11 protein-coding genes and 3 pseudogenes are annotated in these 21,910 nt (G+C 43.8%); 5 read left to right on the top strand and 9 right to left on the bottom strand.

Features of this window, described 5'->3' with window-relative positions:
* Nucleotides 1–244: 244 nt before the first annotated feature.
* Nucleotides 245–1,432 carry an IS256 family transposase gene (locus tag DYI03_RS00220; protein ID WP_025064900.1) on the bottom strand — a complete coding sequence of 396 codons (1,188 nt, stop codon included), beginning with the start codon at nt 1,430–1,432 and terminating at the stop codon, nt 245–247.
* A gap of 74 nt (nt 1,433–1,506) precedes the next feature.
* Here DYI03_RS00220 and DYI03_RS00215 point away from each other — a divergent pair.
* Nucleotides 1,507–1,842 (top strand): annotated as a pseudogene (locus DYI03_RS00215) (plasmid mobilization protein); the annotation flags it as partial.
* Nucleotides 1,843–1,858: 16 nt separating this feature from the next.
* Here DYI03_RS00215 and DYI03_RS00210 read toward each other — a convergent pair.
* From DYI03_RS00210 to DYI03_RS00195, 4 genes are read right to left on the bottom strand one after another with little or no spacing between them, the layout of a single operon-like run.
* The gene (locus DYI03_RS00210) at nt 1,859–2,338 is read right to left on the bottom strand and encodes a hypothetical protein (RefSeq protein WP_115367945.1); all 480 of its coding nucleotides are present in this window, start codon (nt 2,336–2,338) and stop codon (nt 1,859–1,861) included.
* Between the two features lies 1 nt (nt 2,339).
* Entirely contained in the window at nt 2,340–4,562 is a 2,223-nt protein-coding gene (locus DYI03_RS00205) for a peptidase domain-containing ABC transporter (RefSeq protein ID WP_115367857.1), read from the bottom strand.
* A gap of 35 nt (nt 4,563–4,597) precedes the next feature.
* Nucleotides 4,598–6,889, bottom strand: a complete 2,292-nt coding sequence (locus tag DYI03_RS00200; RefSeq protein ID WP_021669482.1) for an outer membrane beta-barrel protein — start codon at nt 6,887–6,889, stop codon at nt 4,598–4,600.
* 13 nt (nt 6,890–6,902) lie between these two features.
* Entirely contained in the window at nt 6,903–7,904 is a 1,002-nt protein-coding gene (locus tag DYI03_RS00195) for a radical SAM/SPASM domain-containing protein (RefSeq protein WP_036870328.1), read from the bottom strand.
* 128 nt (nt 7,905–8,032) lie between these two features.
* On the opposite strand from DYI03_RS00195, the gene DYI03_RS00190 reads away from it, so the two are divergent.
* Complete coding sequence (locus tag DYI03_RS00190) at nt 8,033–9,319, top strand: IS1380 family transposase (RefSeq protein ID WP_115367856.1); 1,287 nt, start codon at nt 8,033–8,035, stop codon at nt 9,317–9,319.
* A 108-nt stretch (nt 9,320–9,427) separates the two neighbouring features.
* Here DYI03_RS00190 and DYI03_RS00180 read toward each other — a convergent pair whose 3' ends face one another.
* The 3 genes from DYI03_RS00180 to DYI03_RS00170 form a co-directional block, all read right to left on the bottom strand.
* Nucleotides 9,428–10,417, bottom strand: coding sequence for a 3-oxoacyl-ACP synthase (locus DYI03_RS00180; RefSeq protein WP_244916325.1), 990 nt, complete (start codon nt 10,415–10,417; stop codon nt 9,428–9,430).
* A 7-nt stretch (nt 10,418–10,424) separates the two neighbouring features.
* Complete coding sequence (locus tag DYI03_RS00175) at nt 10,425–11,051, bottom strand: TetR/AcrR family transcriptional regulator (RefSeq protein ID WP_021669881.1); 627 nt, start codon at nt 11,049–11,051, stop codon at nt 10,425–10,427.
* 412 nt (nt 11,052–11,463) lie between these two features.
* Nucleotides 11,464–16,215, bottom strand: a complete 4,752-nt coding sequence (locus DYI03_RS00170; protein ID WP_115367855.1) for a DUF2958 domain-containing protein — start codon at nt 16,213–16,215, stop codon at nt 11,464–11,466.
* Between the two features lie 128 nt (nt 16,216–16,343).
* Between DYI03_RS00170 and DYI03_RS00165 the strand changes: the two genes are divergently transcribed.
* A complete protein-coding gene (locus DYI03_RS00165) occupies nt 16,344–17,873 on the top strand; it encodes an IS5 family transposase (protein ID WP_115367854.1) in 1,530 nt (509 codons plus the stop codon).
* A gap of 98 nt (nt 17,874–17,971) precedes the next feature.
* On the opposite strand, the pseudogene DYI03_RS00160 reads toward DYI03_RS00165, so the two are convergent.
* A pseudogene (locus DYI03_RS00160) lies at nt 17,972–19,114 on the bottom strand (type IA DNA topoisomerase); the annotation flags it as partial.
* Between the two features lie 300 nt (nt 19,115–19,414).
* Here DYI03_RS00160 and DYI03_RS00155 point away from each other — a divergent pair.
* Both DYI03_RS00155 and DYI03_RS00150 read left to right on the top strand, forming a co-directional pair.
* Nucleotides 19,415–20,635 (top strand): site-specific integrase, encoded by a 1,221-nt coding sequence (locus DYI03_RS00155; RefSeq protein ID WP_036870308.1) that lies wholly within the window; start codon nt 19,415–19,417, stop codon nt 20,633–20,635.
* 3 nt (nt 20,636–20,638) lie between these two features.
* Nucleotides 20,639–21,899: pseudogene (locus tag DYI03_RS00150) on the top strand (tyrosine-type recombinase/integrase).
* Nucleotides 21,900–21,910 lie beyond the last annotated feature (11 nt).

The raw sequence follows: 21,910 nt of genomic DNA, 5'->3' as shown, positions 1-21,910 counted from the left end.
CCCATTTTCTACATCAGCAAGGTGTGTCTTTGTGACACAAACTGCCGTTTGTCCCACAAAGACCCTTGCCCCAAATGGGGAATAAAATCACTCCGAAGTCGTGATTAGAGAAATAAAAACAAGAGAATATGGCAAGCGATAAATCAAGGAAAAGAGTAGCGAAAAAGTATGGTGATATGCCCGACAAGTGGGACGATTGGCACGTCCGTTTACCAGACCGGTAGTGTCCTTAAAAGTGTGTAATTCATCTTTCCTTTCTCTGTACTTGCACTGTTATTTTATTCTTTTCTTTCCAGTTTTTGAATTGATATATTCTCCTTTCATATGTCGTCTTTGTTTCCTCCATCGCCACGGCTGCCAGGAGGAAGATGACAGACTTTTCTGATGGCATGGATGTTCTCATTTGGATGGTTCTCCTGTACTTCCTGTTGAGCCTTTCAATCCAGTTGGTCGTATATATGCACCTCTGCACTTGGGCCGGGAAGTCCATATACGTGAAGTAGGCACTGTTGCGTTCGGTCTTGTACTTTCTTAGTGCAGGATATTTCCTTTCCCATTTCTCGACAAAGGTAATGAATTGTTCGTATCCCTGCAAGGAATTCATCTCGTTGTTCTCCAATTGGAACACCTCACTGAGCTGCTGCGCCATTACCGGTTTGTCTTTATGTGATGCGCCGCTGAGTATCTGTCGCTTGACGTGTGCCACGCAGAACTGGTGTGCGGCACCTGGAAAGGCTGCACAGACGGCATTCTCTATTCCTTGCAATGCATCGGAAACGACTAAGTCTATCTGTTCGACGCCTCTTTGCTTCAAGGCCTCAAGCTCGTCTTTCCAGCACAGAGCCCCTTCTGTGGGATGATTGACAACCGTGAGCACCTCCCTGCTGCCGTCTTCTAATACCCCCAGAATGGTATAGTAGGCCTCCTTGGACACCTGTCTGTCCCTACGGGTGGAAATAAAGGTGGCGTCGATATAGACGGCTAAGTAGTGGGAGGAAAGGCTACGGCAAAGCCACCGCTCGACGTCCTCACGGCAGCTACCGGCAAGATGCGATACCTGCTGCTTGCTGTAGGAACGACCATAGACGCAATTGGAAATCTCGCCTATCTGCTCCGTGGTAAGACCTTTGGTGTAGAGGAGGTTGAACAATTTGGCACGTTCCTCGCTTTCGCTGCGTATCAACCCTAAGAGAATGGGATAGAAGTTCCCGCTGCGACTGCGCGGAATACGGAGCGAGAACTCAAAGCCGTGACTGTACCAACGACGACAACGGAAGCCATTGCATTGTTCATGGGCATTTTCGCTGACGAACAACTCTCGTTCATGATACATCAGGGAGTTCATGATTAATGACTGAAGGGTAACAAAACCCTCGCTGCTGCTTGTGTAATTCGAAAGAATTTCCGAAATTTGCGAATGTGTAAGTTTCATTTTTTTCTTTTTTATGGTTTACAAATACAAAGATAAGAAAAAAGAAGCTTACACACTTTTATAGGACAGTACCACCAGACCCGAAAGACCAAATACGAGTGATAGACCTCTATCACAAATCAGGCTCAATGTCCAAGTCAGAGTTCGTGCGTGCAAGATTATTGGGGGAGCATTTCAAGGTGATAACGGTGGATAAGTCCGCCGTGGAGTATTATCGCAAGCTCTCTGAACTCACAGCCCAAGTACATAAAATTGGAGTGAACTACAATCAGGTGGTACGACTGATGCGCCTTTATACGGCAGAGAAAAGCATACAGACATTGTTGCGGGAGCTTATCGGTTTGACAAAAGAACTCACTGCCTTGCAAGAAAAAGCAGTGAGTTTAACCATTGACTATCGAGAGAGATAAGGAATGTGCGATGGAATTAGATGTCCCCAAGCATTTTTTGCAGCAGATTGCCCGATGTTCGAGTTATCTGGAAATCCACCGTTTGGTTTTCTACAGTTTTTATGTCGGCTGACTTGAAACGGCATAGTGCTTCCTGGCGCTCCAATGTGTCACGGACGGAAGAAAGGTCTTGTATCTGTCCTACAAACGTTCTATATGGAGATTGCAGACAAATCATTTGTCCATTCACTTTGTCTGGGCGTTTGTTCTCAAACTTAAGCAAGATGGTTATATTCGTGCTGTCCACTGGTGTAGTTGTCGTTTTGTGTATGGTAGCCGTACCCGAATATACTTGTTTATAGGGCAGGTAATAGGCTACAGCAAAAAGGCAGAGCAACACCATTCCGATGGCTGTAATGCCATAACGGATAAGCGAGGAGGGTATCTGTCCCACGATACTACGAACTTTTTCGCTACGAAGTTCAAAGCTCCGTTCTGGTTTCTTTTCTTCTTTCATATTAGTTGCCAAGTTCTAATTGATTCTTTACTAAGGCAAAATATTTACCACGTTTGGCAGTCAGTTCCTCGTGTGTACCTACCTCTACAATTTTACCTTCATCCAAAACTACAATTTGGTCGGCATCGCGAACAGTGGAAAGGCGGTGTGCCACTACTACAACTGTTTTTCCCTTGTAGAACTCCGAGAGGTTTTCTGTAATGGCTCGTTCATTGTTGGCATCGAGGGCATTGGTCGCTTCATCCAAGAAGACGAACATTGGATTCTTATAGACTACCCTTGCAATAAGGATGCGTTGTCGTTGCCCTTGACTGATGCCCTGTCCGTCCTGTCCTATCATCGTGTTGTAAGCCAAAGGCAGAGCTTCGATGTAGTCAGCGATGTTTGCCACACGGGCAGCATGACGGATACGTTCGATGTCTGGCTCATCGTCAGATATGGCAATGTTCCTCGCAATGGTATCGGAGAAGAGATATCCCTCCTGCATCACCGCACCGCATTGGCTTCGCCACCAGCCGAGGTTGTATTCACTCAAATTGGCATTGCCTATCTCGATGTTTCCATTCAGTGGCTCATAGAATCCCAAAAGGAGTTTTACGAGCGTTGTCTTTCCGCTTCCACTCGCTCCCACGATTGCCGTTACCTTGCCGTTGGGAATAGAGAGATTGATGTCGGAGAGAATATCTTTCGGACTGTAGATATCATATTTGAAGGATAGGTCTTTTATCGTGAGGGAATGTCCTTCGGTGGTCTTGTGCGTATAGGCGGTACGTGTCCGTTCGACATTTTCCTCGTTGGTCTCGGTGTGGATTTCGTTCATGCGGTCAAGGCTGATGCTTACGTCTTGCCATGAGTAGATAAACTGAATAAGTTGTTCCACAGGGCTGTTGAGCTGTCCGATGATGTACTGTACCGCCAGCATCATACCGAGTGTCATGTTGCCGTGTATCACGGCTGTGGCTGCAAGTACGGTAATGAGGATGTTCTTCACCTCATTGATGGTGATGCTTCCTGCCTGTTGCACTTGTTGCAGATTGAGCGATTGCAGATTGACCTTAAACAGGTCGGCTTGTACGTCCTCCCATTCCCAACGTTTGCGCTGCTCGCACCCCTGCAACTTGATTTCCTGCATTCCTCCTATGAGCTGGTAGGTGACGTTGCGGTTGCGTCCTGCCTGCTCAAAATACTTATAGTCCAGCTGTCTGCGCTTTTTGAGGAAGAGAATTATCCAGCCTGCGTAAAGCGATGTCCCAAACAAGAAGACAAGGAAGATGCCGAGATTATAGACTGCAAGAACGACACCGAAGACCAGAAATGTGAAGAAAGAGAAGAGTAGGCTCAGACTGCTTGAGGTAAGAAATTGCTCAACACGGCGATGGTCTTCAATGCGTTGCAAAAGGTCGCCCATCAGTTTGGTATCGAAGAACTTCATCGGTAGTTTCATCAGCTTGATGAAGAAGTCTGATATGAGCGAGATGTTGATACGGGTGGAGATGTGCAGGAGTATCTTGGAGCGGATAAACTCAATGGCTGTACGGCTGAAGAGGAGCATCATCTCAGCCAGCAGCACCAGCCACACAAACCCGATGTCCTTTCCCCCGATACCCGTGTCTACGATGGCCTGCGTGAGAAACGGGAAAATGAGTTGCAGCAGCGAGCCGAGCAACAAGCCAAGTATCAACTGCGTGAAGAAGCGTTTGTACTTCTTGAGATAGTTCCAGAGAAATTTCACTCGCCTTTGAGTCGGCACTGCTTTCGTGTCGTTTTGAGCATAAAACTGTTCTGTCGGTTCAAGAAGAAGGGCAATACCTTTCTCCTCGCCGTTGGTCTTAGTACTCACCCAATGCTCGCAGAATTCCTCCTTGGTATAGGTTATAAGTCCTTTTCCAGGATCTGCCACATAAACTTCATATCGATTACCTCTGCGTTTCTTTATCTTATAAACAACCACAAAGTGGTTCTGGTTCCAATGAATGATGCAAGGTAAGGGAACTTCTGACGTAAGCGTGTCAAAACTCAAACGACCACCGATAGTTTTAAAGCCTATCTCTTCAGCTGCTTTGCTAATGCCGAGAAGAGAAACACCATCCTTGCTAAGGTCACTTAATAGTCTTAATCTATCTCGATCAGTAGATTTTCCATAATATCCCGCTGTCATTATCAAACATGAAACTCCACAATCCATTGTGTCTCGTTGTTGTTCAAAAGATATATTCTTTATCATCGGCTAGATGTATTTTAATTAAACACGATGTTCGTTTACTTCGCAGTCGCATCGTTGGTTAATCCACTTACATTATCTTGATTATTAAGTTTGGTGGGACCATGGATGCTTTTCTTTCTGCCAATCGTAAAATTGTATCTAAAATTTATGGCAAATAGATTTTGGAAATTATTCCAAATCGTTTCTTCCTTAAAGATTATCAAACTATTGTTGGAATAGATGGCAGATGGCTTGGGATTGTGAATATACTGCAATGCCACATATACATTGTTTTTGGAGTAAGATAGCTCACTAAAAACATAGGCTTTCTTCTTTTCCGTTACATCCCCCAATAGATCGGTCATAGAACTACCTACGTTTCCTAATATGGAAAATTCTTTGTAAGAAATGCTTGCCGTGATAGAAAAGTATTTTGACCACTCACTTAGACTGGCGCCATCAGGCTTTATGGCACTGGAATATACAATTGTTGCGAACGGCTGGATTTTCAAGAATGGGAATGGAAGCCATTGAAGGCTGAGGTCCGCAGCTGTGTATGAGGTGTGTTTAAAATGTTCAAGGGTCTTCACTATCTCTGCGTCTCTACTCTCAAATAATGTCATATAAGGGCGGCGCAGGTACGAATGCCGTATTGCGGCACTCATATAGAAAGTAGGCAGACTCAGTTGGTATTGAAGACGATTATAGAAAGTATAGTAAGGATGAAGATGAGGATTGCCCACACTATAATATTGATAGTTGAGATAGACTGGATGGATGGTGAGCTGTGAGATGTCAGGAACATTGGATAATATAAGCGAGTTAAGCCTAATGGAAGAGGAGTGACCAATCTGATAGCTCGCAGAAAATGAAGGTTTGAACACGGTATAATGCCTTGCCTTCATTTCTCCATTGTCTTGAATACTATGTTCTATACCTACACCTATGGTGTAATGGAGATTCTTTAACTTGCCTGAAAGATTTGAATATATATAGCAGACTTGCTGGTCCATTGTAGAACGGGTGTTTTCATTATAGGTCTGCCGAAGCTGCTTATAAAAGTATCTTGCCCCGATGCTTATATTTTCATTGGAAAAGGACTTGTTGTAAAGCAACTCGGATATGATGGAATTAGAGTAATTCCTGAGATGGTTGTTGTACCGATAAGCTATTGTATTATCTGAATTTTCTTGGGAAATCTGATTGTCCGATTTGGAATCAAAATAAGATCCCACAAAATTGGCTGTCAATTCCTGGTTGTTCTTCAATTTTCTATTGTAATACAAATCCAATGATATAGCATCATAATTACTTTTAAGTTTTTTTGCCGAATAACCTTGTTGTAGAATTCCTGTACCAAATTTCGTTGTTGCAGTTTGTTGATGGCTTTCCCGCCCCGGGTTGAGGCGATACCTTACTTTAGCAGAAAACTGTTGGTTGTCATCCGGACGAAACATGTAATCTGCCCCTATGATATGATACTCCCCCTTGTAAGTACCGGGAAGTCCTTGCAGTTTGCTGGAGAAATTTGCATGGTCTATCTCATACTCGTAAGTCTGATTGATTCTGTTGTCGTTAAGATTCCTATAATCAATGAAATAAGAAAGGGCAATCTGGTGCTTGGGCGTGTACCACTTCGCATTGATAGTGTTTGTTCCGTAACCCGTTGTAAATGAGTTTACTGTATTGATAAAACTGTTAAACCCGCTATCCTTTTCTTTAATGGTAAAGACGCTTAGCACTGCACCTATGTTTTTATTGGCAAATCTTGCTGGTGGCTGTGTAAAATACTCAACTCTCCTGATTTTTTTTGCAGATAAAGCCATTAAGTCATTTTCATTCGCTTGTATGCCATCTATGAGAATGAGTATATTCTGCCGGTCTGTCGTTTGAAGGATATTTGAAATTCTATTCAATTGAAATTGTGGCATTTCTCCCAAGGCCGCCAAAGCAGAGGAGGCTCTTTCTTTCAGACTTTGTGGGATGAGTAGTTTGTCCTTACTCCCGAAAGTCTCAATCTCCCTTGCAGAAATAACTACTTCCTGCAGTTCTTCAGAATACCGCTTCAAGATGATTTCGTGATGAGACTTGGCTGGTAAATATATTGTTTCGTAACCCACGGAAGATATTTTTAGTATAAGTTGCTGGGAGACAGTATTCGGGAAAGAAAAATATCCCTTGTTATTGGATACCGTACTGGCAATCAGAACACTATCAGGAATTTGGTACAGCCTAATAGTTGCAAATTCGATAGGTAATTTTTCCTCATCTATTATGACTCCGGATATCTGGGCGTTGAGAACTTTGCACGAAAACAACAGAACTATTATAAAGACAAACTTATTCATACCGAACACAGGATTAAATTTCTTGTTGCAACAAATTGAGTTTAAAATTGTAAATAACCAATTCCTCCTTTGATAATCCAAGGTTCGAAAGCAAGCATCTAAAATTGCTATCTTCTTGGGGACTATTCTTGCTACAAGGTCCATAGCATGCGGGATATAAACTACATTTGTCACATAATGACAAATTGTTTTTTATTATGTATTTTGATAATTTATTACTATCAAAAACTATCTTTCCTTCTTGGCTAATGCAACCCACAGATGAGTTTTCATCAAAAGAGTCTATAGTGGAACATTTAAAGATTTGCCCATCAAAATTAATTAACACTTGATTTAATCGCTCAGCAAAGCAGGGAGATAGTCGAGGCAGAGCAAAATAATCCACGAAGAAATCATTATCTATTAGCAAATCTATAGATTGTGACAATTCTTCTTTTGAAATACTACCAATATCAACTTGCCAAACTTTTCGAAGAATAATTGAACATTTTTTTCGGTTGAACTCCTTTATATCGCCTAAAATAAGTGGGATATCCTTTAATGTATTGTTGTCGAAATTGATTCTTAACCAAACATATGTATTTGGCAGATTGGTGATTATTTCTTTAATGTTGCTTATAATAGTATCGTATGTTCCTTTTTTTGATACTTTGTTAAATCTAATATTATTATGGCAATCACGATATCCATCAAGAGTGATTTGAAATGTAGTTTTATAGTTTTTTAGAAAGTCTATAAGTTTCTTGTCAATAAGTGTGGCATTTGTAGTAAAGTCACATATCAAATCAATGTTGTTTTCTGAACAAAACTCTTTTGCAAAATGGCATAATTCTTTTATTGCTTTGATATTCAACAGCGGTTCTCCTCCGAAAAAAGAAATTTTAAGTTCTTTATAATGTATCTCACTGTACTTATGAGTAATAACCTTTTTTATTTGCTTGATTGTTGATTGACTTAAATTGGTTCCTTCCGACTTGTCCTCGTAACAATACCAACAATTTAAATTACCCTTAATTCCGCAACACTATTATAACTTAAACTTTTTAAGTACCTGAGCAACAAAAAGTTGCCCAGGATTTTGCCATGTCAAAGAATTCACTTATCTTAGTGTTGCAAAACAAGCAAGCAAAACTCTGATATGGCATGGCAAAAATACATATTAAATCCGATAAACTCACTCCTTTTGGAGGAATATTTTCAATCATGGAGCAATTTGACTCCACATTGTCATCTGTAATCGACTCGACCCTCGGTCTAAGGTGTAGATCATTCGGTTATCAGTACAGCGAAATCATCCGTTCACTCATGAGTATCTACTTCTGTGGTGGCTCATGTGTTGAGGATGTCACTACTCATTTGATGAGCCATCTCTCGCTTCATCCGACACTTCGAACTTGTAGCTCTGATACTATCCTCAGAGCGATAAAGGAGCTGACGCAAGAAAACATCTCATACACGTCAGATACGGGTAAGAACTACGATTTCAACACGGCTGACACTCTCAATACTTTACTGCTCAATTGTATGTTTGCATCTGGCCAACTGAAAGAGGACGAGATGTATGATGTTGATTTCGACCATCAGTTCATAGAGACAGAGAAGTATGATGCAAAGCCTACATACAAGAAGTTCCCTGGTTATCGCCCTGGCGTGGCGGTTATTGGCGACTTAATCGTTGGCATTGAGAATAGCGATGGCAACACAAATGTTCGTTTTCATCAGAAGGACACGCTGAAGAGGTTCTTTGAGAGATTTGAACAGAACGGCCTTACTATCAATCGTTTCAGAGCTGACTGTGGATCATGTTCCGAGGAAATCGTAGAAGAAGTAGAGGAACACTGCAAATCCTTCTATATCCGCGCAAACCGCTGCAGTTCGCTCTACAATGAAATCTTTGCTCTCAGAGGTTGGAAAACTGAGGAAATCAATGGCATTGAGTTCGAATTGAACTCTATCCTTATTGAAAAGTGGAAGGGTAAAGCATACCGACTTGTGATTCAAAGACAGAAACGGTTGGATGGTGTATTGGATCTCTGGGAAGGAGAATACACATACCGTTGTATCCTGACTAACGACTATGTATCTTCCGTAAGAGAGATTGTCGAGTTCTATAACCTTCGAGGGGGAAAGGAACGTATCTTCGATGATATGAACAATGGTTTCGGATGGGACCGATTGCCCAAATCCTTCATGGCAGAGAACACCGTGTTCCTTCTTCTTACAGCACTTATCCGTAACTTCTACAAGGCCATTATCCAAAGACTTGATGTAAAGAGGTTCGGACTCAATACAACAAGCCGCATAAAAGCGCTTGTCTTCAGGTTTGTCTCTGTACCAGCAAAGTGGATCAGGACATCAAGGCAGTATGTGCTGAATATCTATACTTGTAACAATGCTTACGCGGATGTGTTCCAGACAGATTTTGGATAACGCCTACAATTTATGGGTATGATACTGCGTATTGCCTCAAGTCGCATTGTGGGGTAAGGGGATGTTGTAGGCTGAAGTGGGGGATTTCAGTTCTAATTATCTGCAAATTCAGTAATGAGAGGATGTGTACACGCAAGAAGGACGTTGAAAAGTTAAGTTGCGGATTTGAGGATTACAATTAAAGGTTGTATTAATAACTATGTGGAATTGCCTAGAGTCAAGTTTTAGGATAGTACGTCTCATTTTTGCAAGTATGGTTTCGATATGGTCAACCCAATACTTAATAATGTGCTTCTTTAGCTGCCGAATGTCCTGTTTGCCCACAAGCACGGCACGTTCCTTAATCTCATTAGGAGAGAACTCTTTCCAGCTTTTGAGCCGCCCGTCCTCCTGCAACTCCGATGCCATAAACATACAGGTAGGTAGTTCGTTGGCATAGGAAGTCATATCGACCCATTCAATTTTTAGAGGACACGCTCCTTCGGGGTAATCTTGTACCAATACCGCTCCTGCACCATCAGAAAGCATGAACCGCATAAAATCCTTTTCAAAAGCCATATAAGGGTCTTTGTCAGGATTGTCGTGTGTAGCTTCATACTCCGGGTCATAAAATTTGGATACCAATGCAGGTGAAGTTAATTCTGATGCCACGCATACAGCTTTTTGATGCAGTCCTGCAAGAATATTGCTATAGCATATTTTCAATGCCTGCAATGAGGTAAGGCATACACCTGCAGAGGAAAATATTTCCATAGGATAGTTGGCTAATTCTCCATGAACCATAGACGCATGGGAAGGAAGCAATTGATCGGGTGTGCTTGTCCCACAAGCCAAAAGGGTCAAGTCGTCAGGAATATTTCCATTTTCAAACAGCCCACATACGGCTTCTTTTGCCAATTCTGCATTCGAGTGTGTTAGGCTTTGGTTTTTGTCCAACCCGTAATATCGTGTTTTAATCCCATTCTGCCTCAGTACAATTGAGCGAACCCTTGAAGGATTTCCACCAATTTTTCCGATATAGTCTTCCATATCCTCATTGGCGATGGGAGAATTAGGAAGATATGCCGATACGCTATTGATATATGCTGCTTTTTCCATAGGAATATTATTTGGTTATTAAATAGTATATTGTGTATATTTGCTCTTTCAATTCGGAAATAGAAAGTTGGCTGCTCAATGCACTTCTGTATGACAATCCAAGATATATATTTCTAATGGAAGATATAATCTTTTCTGTTTCCACAGTTTGAGTAATCTCTCCTTTCTGTTTGGCAAGCTCTATCACCTCTTTCCACTCAAGGCTCTTTCTTTTCTCGTATTCTTGAAACTTCTCTTTCCAATCCGGATAGTTGTCTTTCAGATACAGGATAAATGACATGAAATTGGCAGAAGTAACGGTGCCTTTTGTCATCATAAAAAATGATTTCATACGGCGACCGATATTTTCTATACGATTGTCGATGAAGTCCTTTAATGGCATTGAACTTGTAAACGCAAGAAGGTCGGGAGCATCATTGGTCAAGAATTGAAATACAAACCTATCAACAGCATGATGGAAAATATCTTCTTTATTCTTGAAGTGATGAAACATATTGCCACGAGAAACGTTGGTTGCTTCGACCAAGTCTGAGAATGATACAGCTGCATAGCCTTTTTTCAGAAATAATCTGAACGATTCGTTAAGGATAATGTCCCTTTTGCTTATACTTTCTTTATCTATTTGTTTTTCCATTATTTCATAGTTACTAAATTCAAAACAGAACGTTTGTTCTGTGTTTGTAAGTGCAATTTTATGCAAATTATTTCAATCCGCCAAATTTTTCCGATGATTTTTCCCGAAAAAGTTTCATTTTTCTCTCTTTATCTTACTTTACAGTGTAAAATAATTGATTATGAGCCTTTTTGATAGCATAATAACAACACTAAAACTTGAATAAATAAGTGCCAATAGAATTAGATGTGAATATTTTAAGGTGTATCTACAATTTATTTCTCTAAAAATACACTGTTTTCATCAGAAAATATTATCTTTGCATTATCAATTTAAGTGCTCTTTGAAGTAATGCAGAATAAAGAAAGAGTAAGAAACTTGCTCGTTTCCAACTCGTAACCCTTTTATCCTTTACACTTCCTTATTCTATTGATTATCTGAAAGATACAAATATCTTGAATCTTTTCCTCGCGTAGTCAGTTGCAATGAGCATCTTTGCCTTTTCCTCACTCTCACTTAGTGGTGCACGTCCCAAGAGTGTGGCATTACCCGTCTTGGCGAACTCCATCAGTTTGCCGATAAATTCTTCCTGCTCTGGCGTGGGCGGTATGTTGTGCAGTATCTCGTTTTTCTCGGGACGGTCAATACCGATGTCCTTTGCCGTGCGGAAATCGCAAATCTCCGCATAAAAGGCAGCCAGCTCTGGCACCTTGATAAATGTTCTGAACCGTTCCTTCTGAATGATGTCGTTTGTAATGGAGAACTCGTAGTCAGTTGATTTCTTGGCAAAGACGGCTGCCCATGCATCAAAACTGTTGATACCTTGCTTCTCCAAAGCCTGCGGACGGAGGTATTTGAAGAGCAAATACAATTCTGTCAGACTGTTGGAAATGGTCGTTCCTGAAAGGAAAGTGGCTCCCAAATCCTTGCCAGACCTCTCCTGTATGGTACGAATGGCAAAGAGCATGTTTAAGGCACGCTGTGAGCCATCAGGATTACCCAAACCCGACACTCTGTCGTGGCGTGTGTTGAACATCAGGTTCTTAAATTGGTGGCTCTCATCCACGAACAAATGGTCAATACCCATCATCTTGAAATCTACGGCATCGTCCTTACGCTCTGCAATGCTGTCCTGTATGTTCTGTAGCTTGGCTTCAAGGGTCTGCTTGCGCTTCTCCAGTCCTTTGAGCATCCCACGGGAAATCTCCGTTCCCTGCATACGCAGGACTTCAAGGTTTTCTTCCACTGAGTCCTTCTCCTTCTGCAGGATAGCCTCTTGTACTTCCAAAGCTTGCGGTATCATGCCGAACTGTTCATGCGTCAAGATAATACAGTCCCAGTCGTTGTTCTTGATGTCGTTGAAGATACGTTGGCGGTTCTGCTTATTAAAATCGTTCTTACCAGGATAGAGTATCTTAGCATTGGGATAAGCCTTGCGGAACGTGTCGGCAATGTCGAATACATTTGCCTTCAGTCCGATAATCATCGGCTTGTTTGCCAGTCCTAATCGCTTCATTTCATAGGCAGCCGTACACATAATGAGCGTTTTACCCGCTCCCACCTCATGGTCGCAGATACCGCCGCCATTAGTCTTGAGCATCCATACGGCATCCTTCTGACTCTTGTACAGGTCGGTTATGCCCAACCGTTTGAGGTCAAGGTCGGGGAAAGTCTGGTGCGTGCCGTCGAAATTAGGGCGTACAAAACAGTTGAACAGACGATTATAACGGTCAGAGAGCTGCTGTTTGAACGTATCAGGTGTACGTCCGAGCCAATCGACAAAGCCCTGCCTGATTTCCTCAATTTTGACATTTGCCATCTGGATGGCATGTCCGTCCCTTATTTTGATGGTTTTGGTCTCTCCCGTAACCTTATCCGTCACCTCCTTGCTCTTGTTGATGTCGGGAATGGTATTGTGCAGGGCGTGCTTCAGAAGATTGATGCCGTCATAGCGGCGGAACTCACCCTGTACGGCATACTTGTGCCAGATATTGGCATTCTTTCGGTCGCAGACAATGCTATACTCATCCATATTGGAGTGATAGGATACGTTAATGTCTGTCTCGAAGAACTCTGAGGCAAACCTGCCATAGACTTTAGCTGGTATCCAACGTTCACCGAGATTGAAGTCAAGGTCCGCAAAAGGAATGGGTGTTGGCGTGGCTGCACGCAGGGCAGCAAGGCTCTGCTTTGCTTCTTCGTGTTCGGGATGGTCCAAGAGCCACGACTCGATACGCTCCGCCTTTTCTATTACATTGCCCGAAATGAACTTGTCCGCCACCTCGTATGCGTTTTCTTCGGGATTGAAATAGATGCGACCTTCCAAGGAAGAAATGATGTCGCTTTCCTCCATATCAGGTAAAAGCGAACTCATGTAGTCAAGTTCCACCGTACCGTACTTGTTGAGCGATGCACCCAGTGCCTCCATCGGGTCTGCGGCAACGGTCAGTTCCGTGGTGGAAAATGCCGTTGGATGGTCAAAGATGTCCGCCTTGATGTACTTGCCGTTTTCGGACCGTTCCAAGAAAAGCATTTCCACGCCTGTGGCATCCATCTTGATGATTTCGGTGTTCGCCTTCTGGTTAAAGTAGCCCCAGCGTGCAACATAGTCATCATACAGATGATTGAGCCTGTTTCTATCTTCCCTGGCTTCTGCATGGTTCTCTGCCTCGTAGTCATAGAGACGGTGATAGCACTCCCGTATCTCGATATAGCTTTTTAGTTGGGAAAGCTGGGCATACGGCAAGTCCATCGGATTAAAGGTTGGATGTCGCTTTAAGTCAGAAAGAAAGCCGACCTGCCCTTTCTGCACGACAATGGAGCCGTCTCTCAGGTGAGAGTCCGGCGAAGAGAGAAAAGGGCGCGGGGAAGCATCAAACTCTTTTTTCACCTCCGCTATCGGCTGTGGCTTACGCTCTTCGGCTTCATTCATAAAATCAAAGAGAGACGGTTCACTATATGACTGAGAGGAAGTTTTCTTGCTGCTTCTGCCCTTGGTTCTGTGCTGCGTTGCAGTTGTTAGCTGTTTCTCCTTATTCTCGTTGCTTCCTTTATTTCCCGTCAGCCTCTGTTCTTTGGAAGCCTGTATCTGTGTTTTAGGGGCTTCCTTAATCTCGCCGTTCACGCGCTTTACTTCCTGCGTCCAAAGACTGTATTCTTCTGGTGCAAACAGTGAGGGCTGCTCCGTTTCCTGTCGCTCATCAATACTGTCCATAATGGGGTGATGATCCTCATCGAAATAAACAGTCTGCCCGTTCATCTCCCGTGGGGCTTCCACATCGGTGCGGATTTCTTTCACTTCCTGCTCATATTGGCGGTGAAGGTTAAGCACAGGTACTCCCTCTGGGGCTGATTCTTCAATAGTAGAGTCTGCCTCTTGTATCTGTACTGTCTGCTCACCGCCCGTTTTATCAACTTGCTCACTGATTTTTTCAACTTGAACTTCCTCTTTGGGTTCTTCCGTGGAAAGGTTATCTTCCATTGTCGAAGTCTGAACTTCGGGTGCAGCCTTTTCCTTGATTTCCTCTGTCACCACTTCTTCTTTGGTATATTGTCCCCTGACGATTTCTTCCAGTTCGGCTATCTCGTGCAATTTCTTAGGAGAGAAGTACAGGTCGCGCTCGATGCCCAGCCCATGAATCTTCACTTCCTCCATCTCGTCAAGCGACATATTGCCCAACTCCCAGCCGTAGCCCATCGTGACAGCACCGAAACCAATGCGGCTCTTAGGGTCGTACTCCAAAAGATAAGCCGTGTAAGCTCCCATCGGGAAGAAATAGCGTGCGTAGGCGACCTTATCACCAATAAGTTCCTTTTCCGTGCTGTACAGTTTAGGTAGTCGCTTTCTGATGCTGTCGGGCATCAGATTATAGGCGTTATCTGCCTCCTTGTGCACTTTGGGATCCTCTTTGGGTAAATTTACCGTTATACCTAACTTTCTCAGTTGTTTTTCGGCTTCTTTCTGCCGTTCCTCCTCCGTCATAGGTATGCCTGTTTCATAGAGTTTTCGATCAAAGCGTTGCTCAACTTCCAAGGAGAGCTGTGTCCTGATACTCTTCGCCATATCATCAATGCTGCCATCGAAGCGATACTCCCATGCAGGCTTGCCGTAGGGGTCTGTACCCATCGTGCGCTCCGTGGCGATGATACGGTGAGCAATGTCTTTCCAATCTCCTGCGAAAAGTGAGTTGTGCTTGAAGACGACAGAAGAGCCTTCTTCTTTGGGAACGGAAAGAGTTTCTACAAACTGCTGTTCAATCCCCTCGCTGATTTCTTTACCTGTCTGCTTCTGCAGGACGATGAGGTCACTGCCTACGTCTGTTCCTGCATTGTCTGAAAACATACCTGATGGCAGTCGGAGAGCGGAGATAAGGCGGCTGTTCTGCATCAGATAACGACGTATGGCTTCATTGCGGGGACTGTCCAATACACCCTGCGAGGTGATGAATGCCAGTAAGCCACCTTCCTTGATGCAGTCCAGACCTTTCACGAAGAAGTAATTGTGGATGGCACGTGTGGACTCACGTTTAAGAATGTCCTTGCCCTTGCTGTACTCACGGTCATAGACCATAAAATCCCCGAAAGGAATGTTACTTGTAATAAGGTCGTATTTTTCCTTATCTTCCAACTCTCCGATGGCTTCAAAGGGTTCTTGGCGGACAATGATGTTGCCTTGCCCATAAGGATGAATGGATTGTGAGATACGGGCAGTGAGCAAATCTTTTTCCATTGCATCGACCATTCCAGCCCTTTTAGCAAAAGTCTCGGTAAAGGCTCCCATGCCTGCCGAAGGGTCCAAGCAGCGACGTATGGGTACATCTACAGAAGTAAGCGCATCGGAAATGGCGGCAACGATACGGGTATCGGTATAGAAAGAGGTCAGTACGCTTGCCTTGATGCTCTCCCAGTACCGCTTGGCGGTATTGGCATCGACGGCATCACGGTAAATCATCTGTTTGAGCCTTTGCGTAGGCTCGAAGAGCTGTTGCTCCGACTTGCTCCAATAACGGAGGTCGTCGGGGCTGTCACATCGGTTCAGTACGCATTTCAAGCCACCGAAGCCCTGATAGTTCCGTAAGATACTTTTCTCTGCTTCGGTGGCTTCGCGGCGTTCTTTTTCCAAGCGAAGCACAACACGGATGGCTTCCGTGTTGGCTTCAAGGACGTTTTTCTTATTATATGCCATAGTGTTTCTTTTTTAATTAGTGTTTACTGAATAATTTATAACTCTCTGATATTTAAGTTTATATAACTTTATTTCTTTGTTTGTTTAACTAGAAAATCGTACCTTTATATAGTTAAATCCATAGCAAGATGAAGTTTTACGCTCCAAAATACAAGCAACTTGACCTCGGTTTGCTCCGCTCATCCCTTGATGAGTTGGACAAGACAAACCGATGGGTGGCTCTCGGAAACCTTCTTCCATGGACAGAACTTGAGAAGGAATACAACTCAAGGTTGGACAATCAGAAGAAAGGTGCAGGGAACAAGCCGGCACGCATGATTCTCGGCGCAATGATTATCAAGCACAAACTAAACCTGAGTGATGCCGAGACCATCGAGATTATCAGAGAGAGTCCCTACATGCAGTACTTTTGTGGATTGCATGAGTTCACCGACAAGCCTATATTCGACCCGAGCCTATTCGTCACGATACGCAAGCGAATCTCAGAGGAAGAACTCAACAAGATGACAGTCAAGCTTCTCGACAAGCAGAGGCGTCTTCTTGAAGAGAAACGCAAGCGTGAAGAAGAAGAGGCGAAGAGGAATGATGAGGACCCGCCGGCTCCGAAACCAGAGGATCCGAATGCCGCTTCCTTCACCGACTCAAAAGGTCGCGAGCACAAGGGAGTGCTGAAGATTGATGCTACCTGTGCCGATGCAGAGATGCGTTATCCTGTTGACGTTGATATAATACATGATGGTTGCCGCAAGGTTACCGACTATATTATAAAGGTGTGCGAGATGTTTGAGCTGCACAAGCCACGCACGAACTACAAGCATGCACGTCAGGCATACCTTCAGCTTGTCAAGAAAGCCAAGAAGAAAGGCAAGATGGTGCGTGATACTATCGGGGTGATGCTCAACTACTTGCGCAAGGACATCCGCATCTTAATGGACTTGCTTGCAAAGAACAAGACGTACTACGAGAGCCTATTCCTATATGAGAAACGCACCTTGACTGCAATCCTCACGATGTACCATCAGCAGGAGGAGATGTACAGGTCAAAGACTCATACTTGTGCAGACCGCATACTGAGCATCTTTCAGCCACACGTCCGTGCCATTGTCCGTGGAAAGGCTAAGGCAAGGACTGAGTTCGGGGCCAAGATAGGTGCAAGCATAGTCGAGGGCTATACGTTCATCGACCACCACAGCTGGGATGCCTACAACGAGAGCCAGGATCTCTTGCTACAGATTCAACTTTTCAAAGAACGCTTCGGCTATCTTCCGGCCACCATCCTTGCGGATAAGATTTACCTAAACAGGTCAAACCGAGATATACTTGAGGATTTTGAAATCCATTCATACTGCAAACCGTTAGGGCGACCACCGAAGGATCCTCCTTCAGATGAGATGAAATCCAGAATGGCCAAAGCCATCGGGGAGCGCAATGAAATCGAATGCTCATTCGGTACTGGCAAGAGAATCTATCGAGCCAATGACATAAGAGCCAAGCTTCCAGATACAGCACGATGCTGGACAGGAATGTGCTACTTCGTTAAAAACGTGATGAAGTTCCTCAGGGAACTTTGTCTTGCCCTGACCGAAATCTGGTGGTTTTTCATCATTATCGTCACTATGAGGGGCTACGTCTGCTACCCTCTGTCTGTGAAGAGATAATAATTCAGCAGACCCTAATTAAGGAGGAGGAAAAAAGTCGGAAGATATAAAGTATATTACCTCCCGACCAATTCCGTTCCTCTTTATTTCTGTCGGGATTATCTCCCTCTTGATTTTCCTTTCCGGCTTTCAAATTCAAAGGATGTGGTATAGTCTTCATTCAGTACCAGACGGGCGTTGAACTTCTTGCCTGCCTTGCTGGTTAATCCTTTGAGAATGGGTGTACGTCCTATGGTTAGCAAATCCCGGATGTAGTCCTCGGTGAGAAGCGTTCCACAAACCTCACGGAAGATATGAAAGTCACAGTCCTCATGCCTACACTTGGCGACCTTGGCATAGATGCCCACGCTCTCATTGCTACATTTGGGGCAGCGATAGGTGGAATAAGACTTCTGTTTGGGAGCCAGCGAGAGGAGTTCCTCGCAGATGGTACCAACGTAGGAGTTGATGCCTTGCGCGAACTTTTCGGGCGGCATTTGTCCTGCTTCAATGGCGGCAAGTGTCAGTTCCCAGCTCCCTGTCATCTCCGCATTGGCGATTCGCTTGTCCTTGACAATCTCATAGACAGCCAAGCCTTTTTCGGTCGGTATAATTGCTTTCTTGTCCCTTCGGATATAGTCACGCAGGATAAGTGTTTCGATGATGTTGGCACGGGTAGCTGGTGTTCCTATACCGCATTCTGCCATAGCTTTTTTGCTTTCTGCATCCTCGACCTCTTTCCCAGCATTCTCCATTGCTGAAAGTAAAGTAGCTTCCGTATAGAGTGGTTTTGGCTTGGTCTTATCCTCGGTGATTTCTGCATCAAGTACAGGCAAGTTTTCTCCCTCTATCAGGTTTGGCAATGAAGACAAAACCTGTTCTTCACCCCCTTCTTTCTTTTCAGCTTCCGCTTCTTTACCTTTCTGCACGGCTTTCCAACCCAAGGAGATTTGTCGGCACGCTTTCCAAGCAAAAGTGCTGTTGCCGTCCGTGAAACGAACCAGCATACGCTCTTCCTCTGAATCGGGAGAAAATGCTTCGATGAAACGATTGACCACCATTTGATAGATAGTTGTTTCATCTGCCGACATTCCTGAAGGCGTTTCCCCAGTAGGAATAATGGCGTGGTGGTCAGTTATCTTTGCATTGTCTACCGAATGGCGATTAAGTGGATTTGATAGTGAGATGCCTATCTTGTGCAGCAGGGCGGGTACTTCCTCGAAAACATCCTCACTGATGTATCGGCTGCCTGTGCGGGGATAGTTTATAGAATAATGACAATGAAAGAAGAATGGGTAAGTACAAACGGAAACACTTGAACAATAACAACTTATACACTTTTCTGCATTTTGAGATATGGCAAGATTGAGCGAAAAACGGCAATAGTTCCGTTACCAACTCGTAACCCATAGGGCACAAAGCAAAAAGGGGTTACGAATTGAATATAAACAACTGTGGCATAGGTTTTTATTCCTCATCTTTCATTTTTCTGCATAGCTCAAGAACTCTTGTTCGTATGTACCTTTGCAAGCAAAGGAAATTAGAAAAAAAACGACAGAAAAATGAAAGAAAACAAACTGAAAGTCTCGTTTTTCACACAGGCTAAACGAGCGGACAAAAAAGGCATGGTGCCGCTTATCGGACGGATAGAACTGGGCAGGAAGCATTCCGCCTTTTCCGCCAAAAAGAAAGTCCCATTATCTCTTTGGGATAGCAGAAAGCAACGTCTTCTCGGCAAGAGTGCCATCGCAAATTCTATCAACCAGTATTTGAATGAATGCACTGCACTCATTCATGCACGCTATCGGGAACTTTGCGAAAGTGGAGAGTCATTCACGGCTACGGATGTGCGCAATGCCTATCAGGGACAGCTTTGTCAAAACGCAATGCTTTTAGAGTGCTATGCTGAGTACCTCACACAGATTCATGAAAGAGTGGGCATAGACCGGGCAATGAAAACACTGGAGCTGCGTACCTATCAGCAAACTCTTCTTCGGGAGTATGTGCGTAGGAAATACAAGTTAAGTGATATTCCGCTCATGGAACTGGATATTTCCTTTATAGAAGGCTATGAATACTTTCTGACAATAGACCGAAAATTGAAACGTGGCAGTATATGCAGTGCCTTGGCTGCATTGAAGGCGGTTGTGAACAAGGCTGTCAAAAATGGCATGATAGACATGTATCCGTTCATTGGTTACAGTTACGAAAAGACGAAAGGAACGCCGAGAAACATCACGCAGGACGACCTGCAAAAGATTATCGACCTGCCCATCAAATGGGAGAAATATCGTGTCGTCCGTGATTTGTTCGTGTTCTCCTGCTTCAGCGGTCTTGCCATTTCGGATATACGCAATCTCAAAGAGGAAAACATCATCATTGAGGAAGGAAAGCTATGTATTAAAAGCAAGCGTGTCAAGACGAAGACCCCTTTTCGCGTAGTAGTTCTCTCCCCAGCCAAGACCATTATGGAAAGATATAGGGGCAGACGTGCGGGATATGTATTTGACGTTCCCCCAAGAGACGTGGTTTACAATGCGATGCACCACATACAGAGAAGTATCGGTATGAAAACCCCTCTGACCTTTCACATGGCTCGCCATACTTTTGCTTCGGTCATTACCCTGTCGGCTGGTGTTCCAATAGAAACCGTAAGCGGTATGTTGGGACATACCAATTTGAGAACGACACAAGTGTATGCAGCGGTCAATTCAGAAAGAATAAGACAGGATATGCAGAAGATTCAACAACGGATAGAACACACTTTCACCTTAAAATTATAGCTTATGGCACGCAGTACATTCAAGACATTGTTTTACATCAACCGTTCCAAACTGAAGAAGAACGGCAAATGCCCGATAATGGGGCGAATCACCATAAACGGGCAACAAGTACAATACAGTATGGGTTGGATATCAATCCAAACAATTGGGACGCAAAGCATGGCAGATGCAAAGGCGACATTGACGAATGAAGAACATCAACCGCATACTGACAGAAAAGGAAGGACAGATACAAACCAAATACAATGAGCTGGTTTGGCAAAAGGGGTATGTAAGTGCAGAACTGCTCAAAAATTGTCTGACGGAGGATTCACAAAGCAATGGAATGCTCATGGAAGAGGCAGACCGTTTTATAGAGGAAAAACGCCCTTGTGTGGGAATTTCCATCGCCCAATCCACTTTCCGCAACTACATCTATGACAAGCAGCTCATAGTATCCTTCCTGCTGGAAAAATACGGAATGTCCGATATTGGTTATTCACGGTTGGACTATGGCTTTGTCGAAGAATTGGATTTCTATCTTAAAAGCAAGCGCAGATTATCACCTGCCACCATTCAAATGACGGTTATTTTCTTGAGAAAGCTCATCAGCATCGGACAACAGAAAAAATACATCCGCCGAGACCCGTTTGTGGATTTTAAGGCGGAAAAACCACGTGGCACGAGAAGGTATCTCACAACGGAAGAACTCAAGCGCATTTTGCAAACGCCCATCTTAAACAAGCAGTTCGAGCGAGCAAGGCAACTCTTCATTTTCTGTGCCTTTACGGGACTGGCTCGTGTGGATATGTTGCGACTGACACCTAAACATATCCACCATTATGATGACGGAACTTGTGAGATACGTATCAAGCGACAGAAAACGGACGTGGAAGCCATCATTCCACTTCTGCCCATCGCAAAGGAGATACTTGACATTCATATAAAAGGGAAACAACACGATGATTTGATATTTCCAACATTGAACGTTAGCAAGGCATCTTTCGCCTGTATAAACATTGGTCAGATATGCCAAATTGAGAAGGGCTTGACCTTTCACATGGCTCGCCATACTTTCGCCACGACCATCTGCCTTTCCAATGGTATAGCAATGGAAACGCTCTGCAAGATGCTCGGACACAGCGACATTGGAACGACACAGATTTATGGAAAAATTACCGACCTGAAAATCAGAGAGGACATGAACCGTTTGCAAGAACATAAAAGTAAGGCTTTTTCTGACTATACGGAAGCTATCGAAAAGCAAAACGCAACAATATTTTAGAAATCAGCAAA

Origin of the sequence: Prevotella disiens (assembly GCF_900454955.1) — a bacterium.
GTDB classification, from domain to species: Bacteria; Bacteroidota; Bacteroidia; order Bacteroidales; family Bacteroidaceae; genus Prevotella; species Prevotella disiens.
This window is presented reverse-complemented; position numbering and strand designations above follow the sequence as displayed.

What these genes read in the sequence shown, in the direction of transcription:
- DYI03_RS00220 (WP_025064900.1), bottom strand. Translation starts at nt 1,432, where the DNA reads ATGAAACTTACACATTCGCAAATTTCGGAAATTCTTTCGAATTACACA.
- DYI03_RS00210 (WP_115367945.1), bottom strand. Translation starts at nt 2,338, where the DNA reads ATGAAAGAAGAAAAGAAACCAGAACGGAGCTTTGAACTTCGTAGCGAA.
- DYI03_RS00205 (WP_115367857.1), bottom strand. Translation starts at nt 4,562, where the DNA reads ATGATAAAGAATATATCTTTTGAACAACAACGAGACACAATGGATTGT.
- DYI03_RS00200 (WP_021669482.1), bottom strand. Translation starts at nt 6,889, where the DNA reads ATGAATAAGTTTGTCTTTATAATAGTTCTGTTGTTTTCGTGCAAAGTT.
- DYI03_RS00190 (WP_115367856.1), top strand. Translation starts at nt 8,033, where the DNA reads ATGGCAAAAATACATATTAAATCCGATAAACTCACTCCTTTTGGAGGA.
- DYI03_RS00180 (WP_244916325.1), bottom strand. Translation starts at nt 10,417, where the DNA reads ATGGAAAAAGCAGCATATATCAATAGCGTATCGGCATATCTTCCTAAT.
- DYI03_RS00175 (WP_021669881.1), bottom strand. Translation starts at nt 11,051, where the DNA reads ATGGAAAAACAAATAGATAAAGAAAGTATAAGCAAAAGGGACATTATC.
- DYI03_RS00170 (WP_115367855.1), bottom strand. Translation starts at nt 16,215, where the DNA reads ATGGCATATAATAAGAAAAACGTCCTTGAAGCCAACACGGAAGCCATC.
- DYI03_RS00165 (WP_115367854.1), top strand. Translation starts at nt 16,344, where the DNA reads ATGAAGTTTTACGCTCCAAAATACAAGCAACTTGACCTCGGTTTGCTC.
- DYI03_RS00155 (WP_036870308.1), top strand. Translation starts at nt 19,415, where the DNA reads ATGAAAGAAAACAAACTGAAAGTCTCGTTTTTCACACAGGCTAAACGA.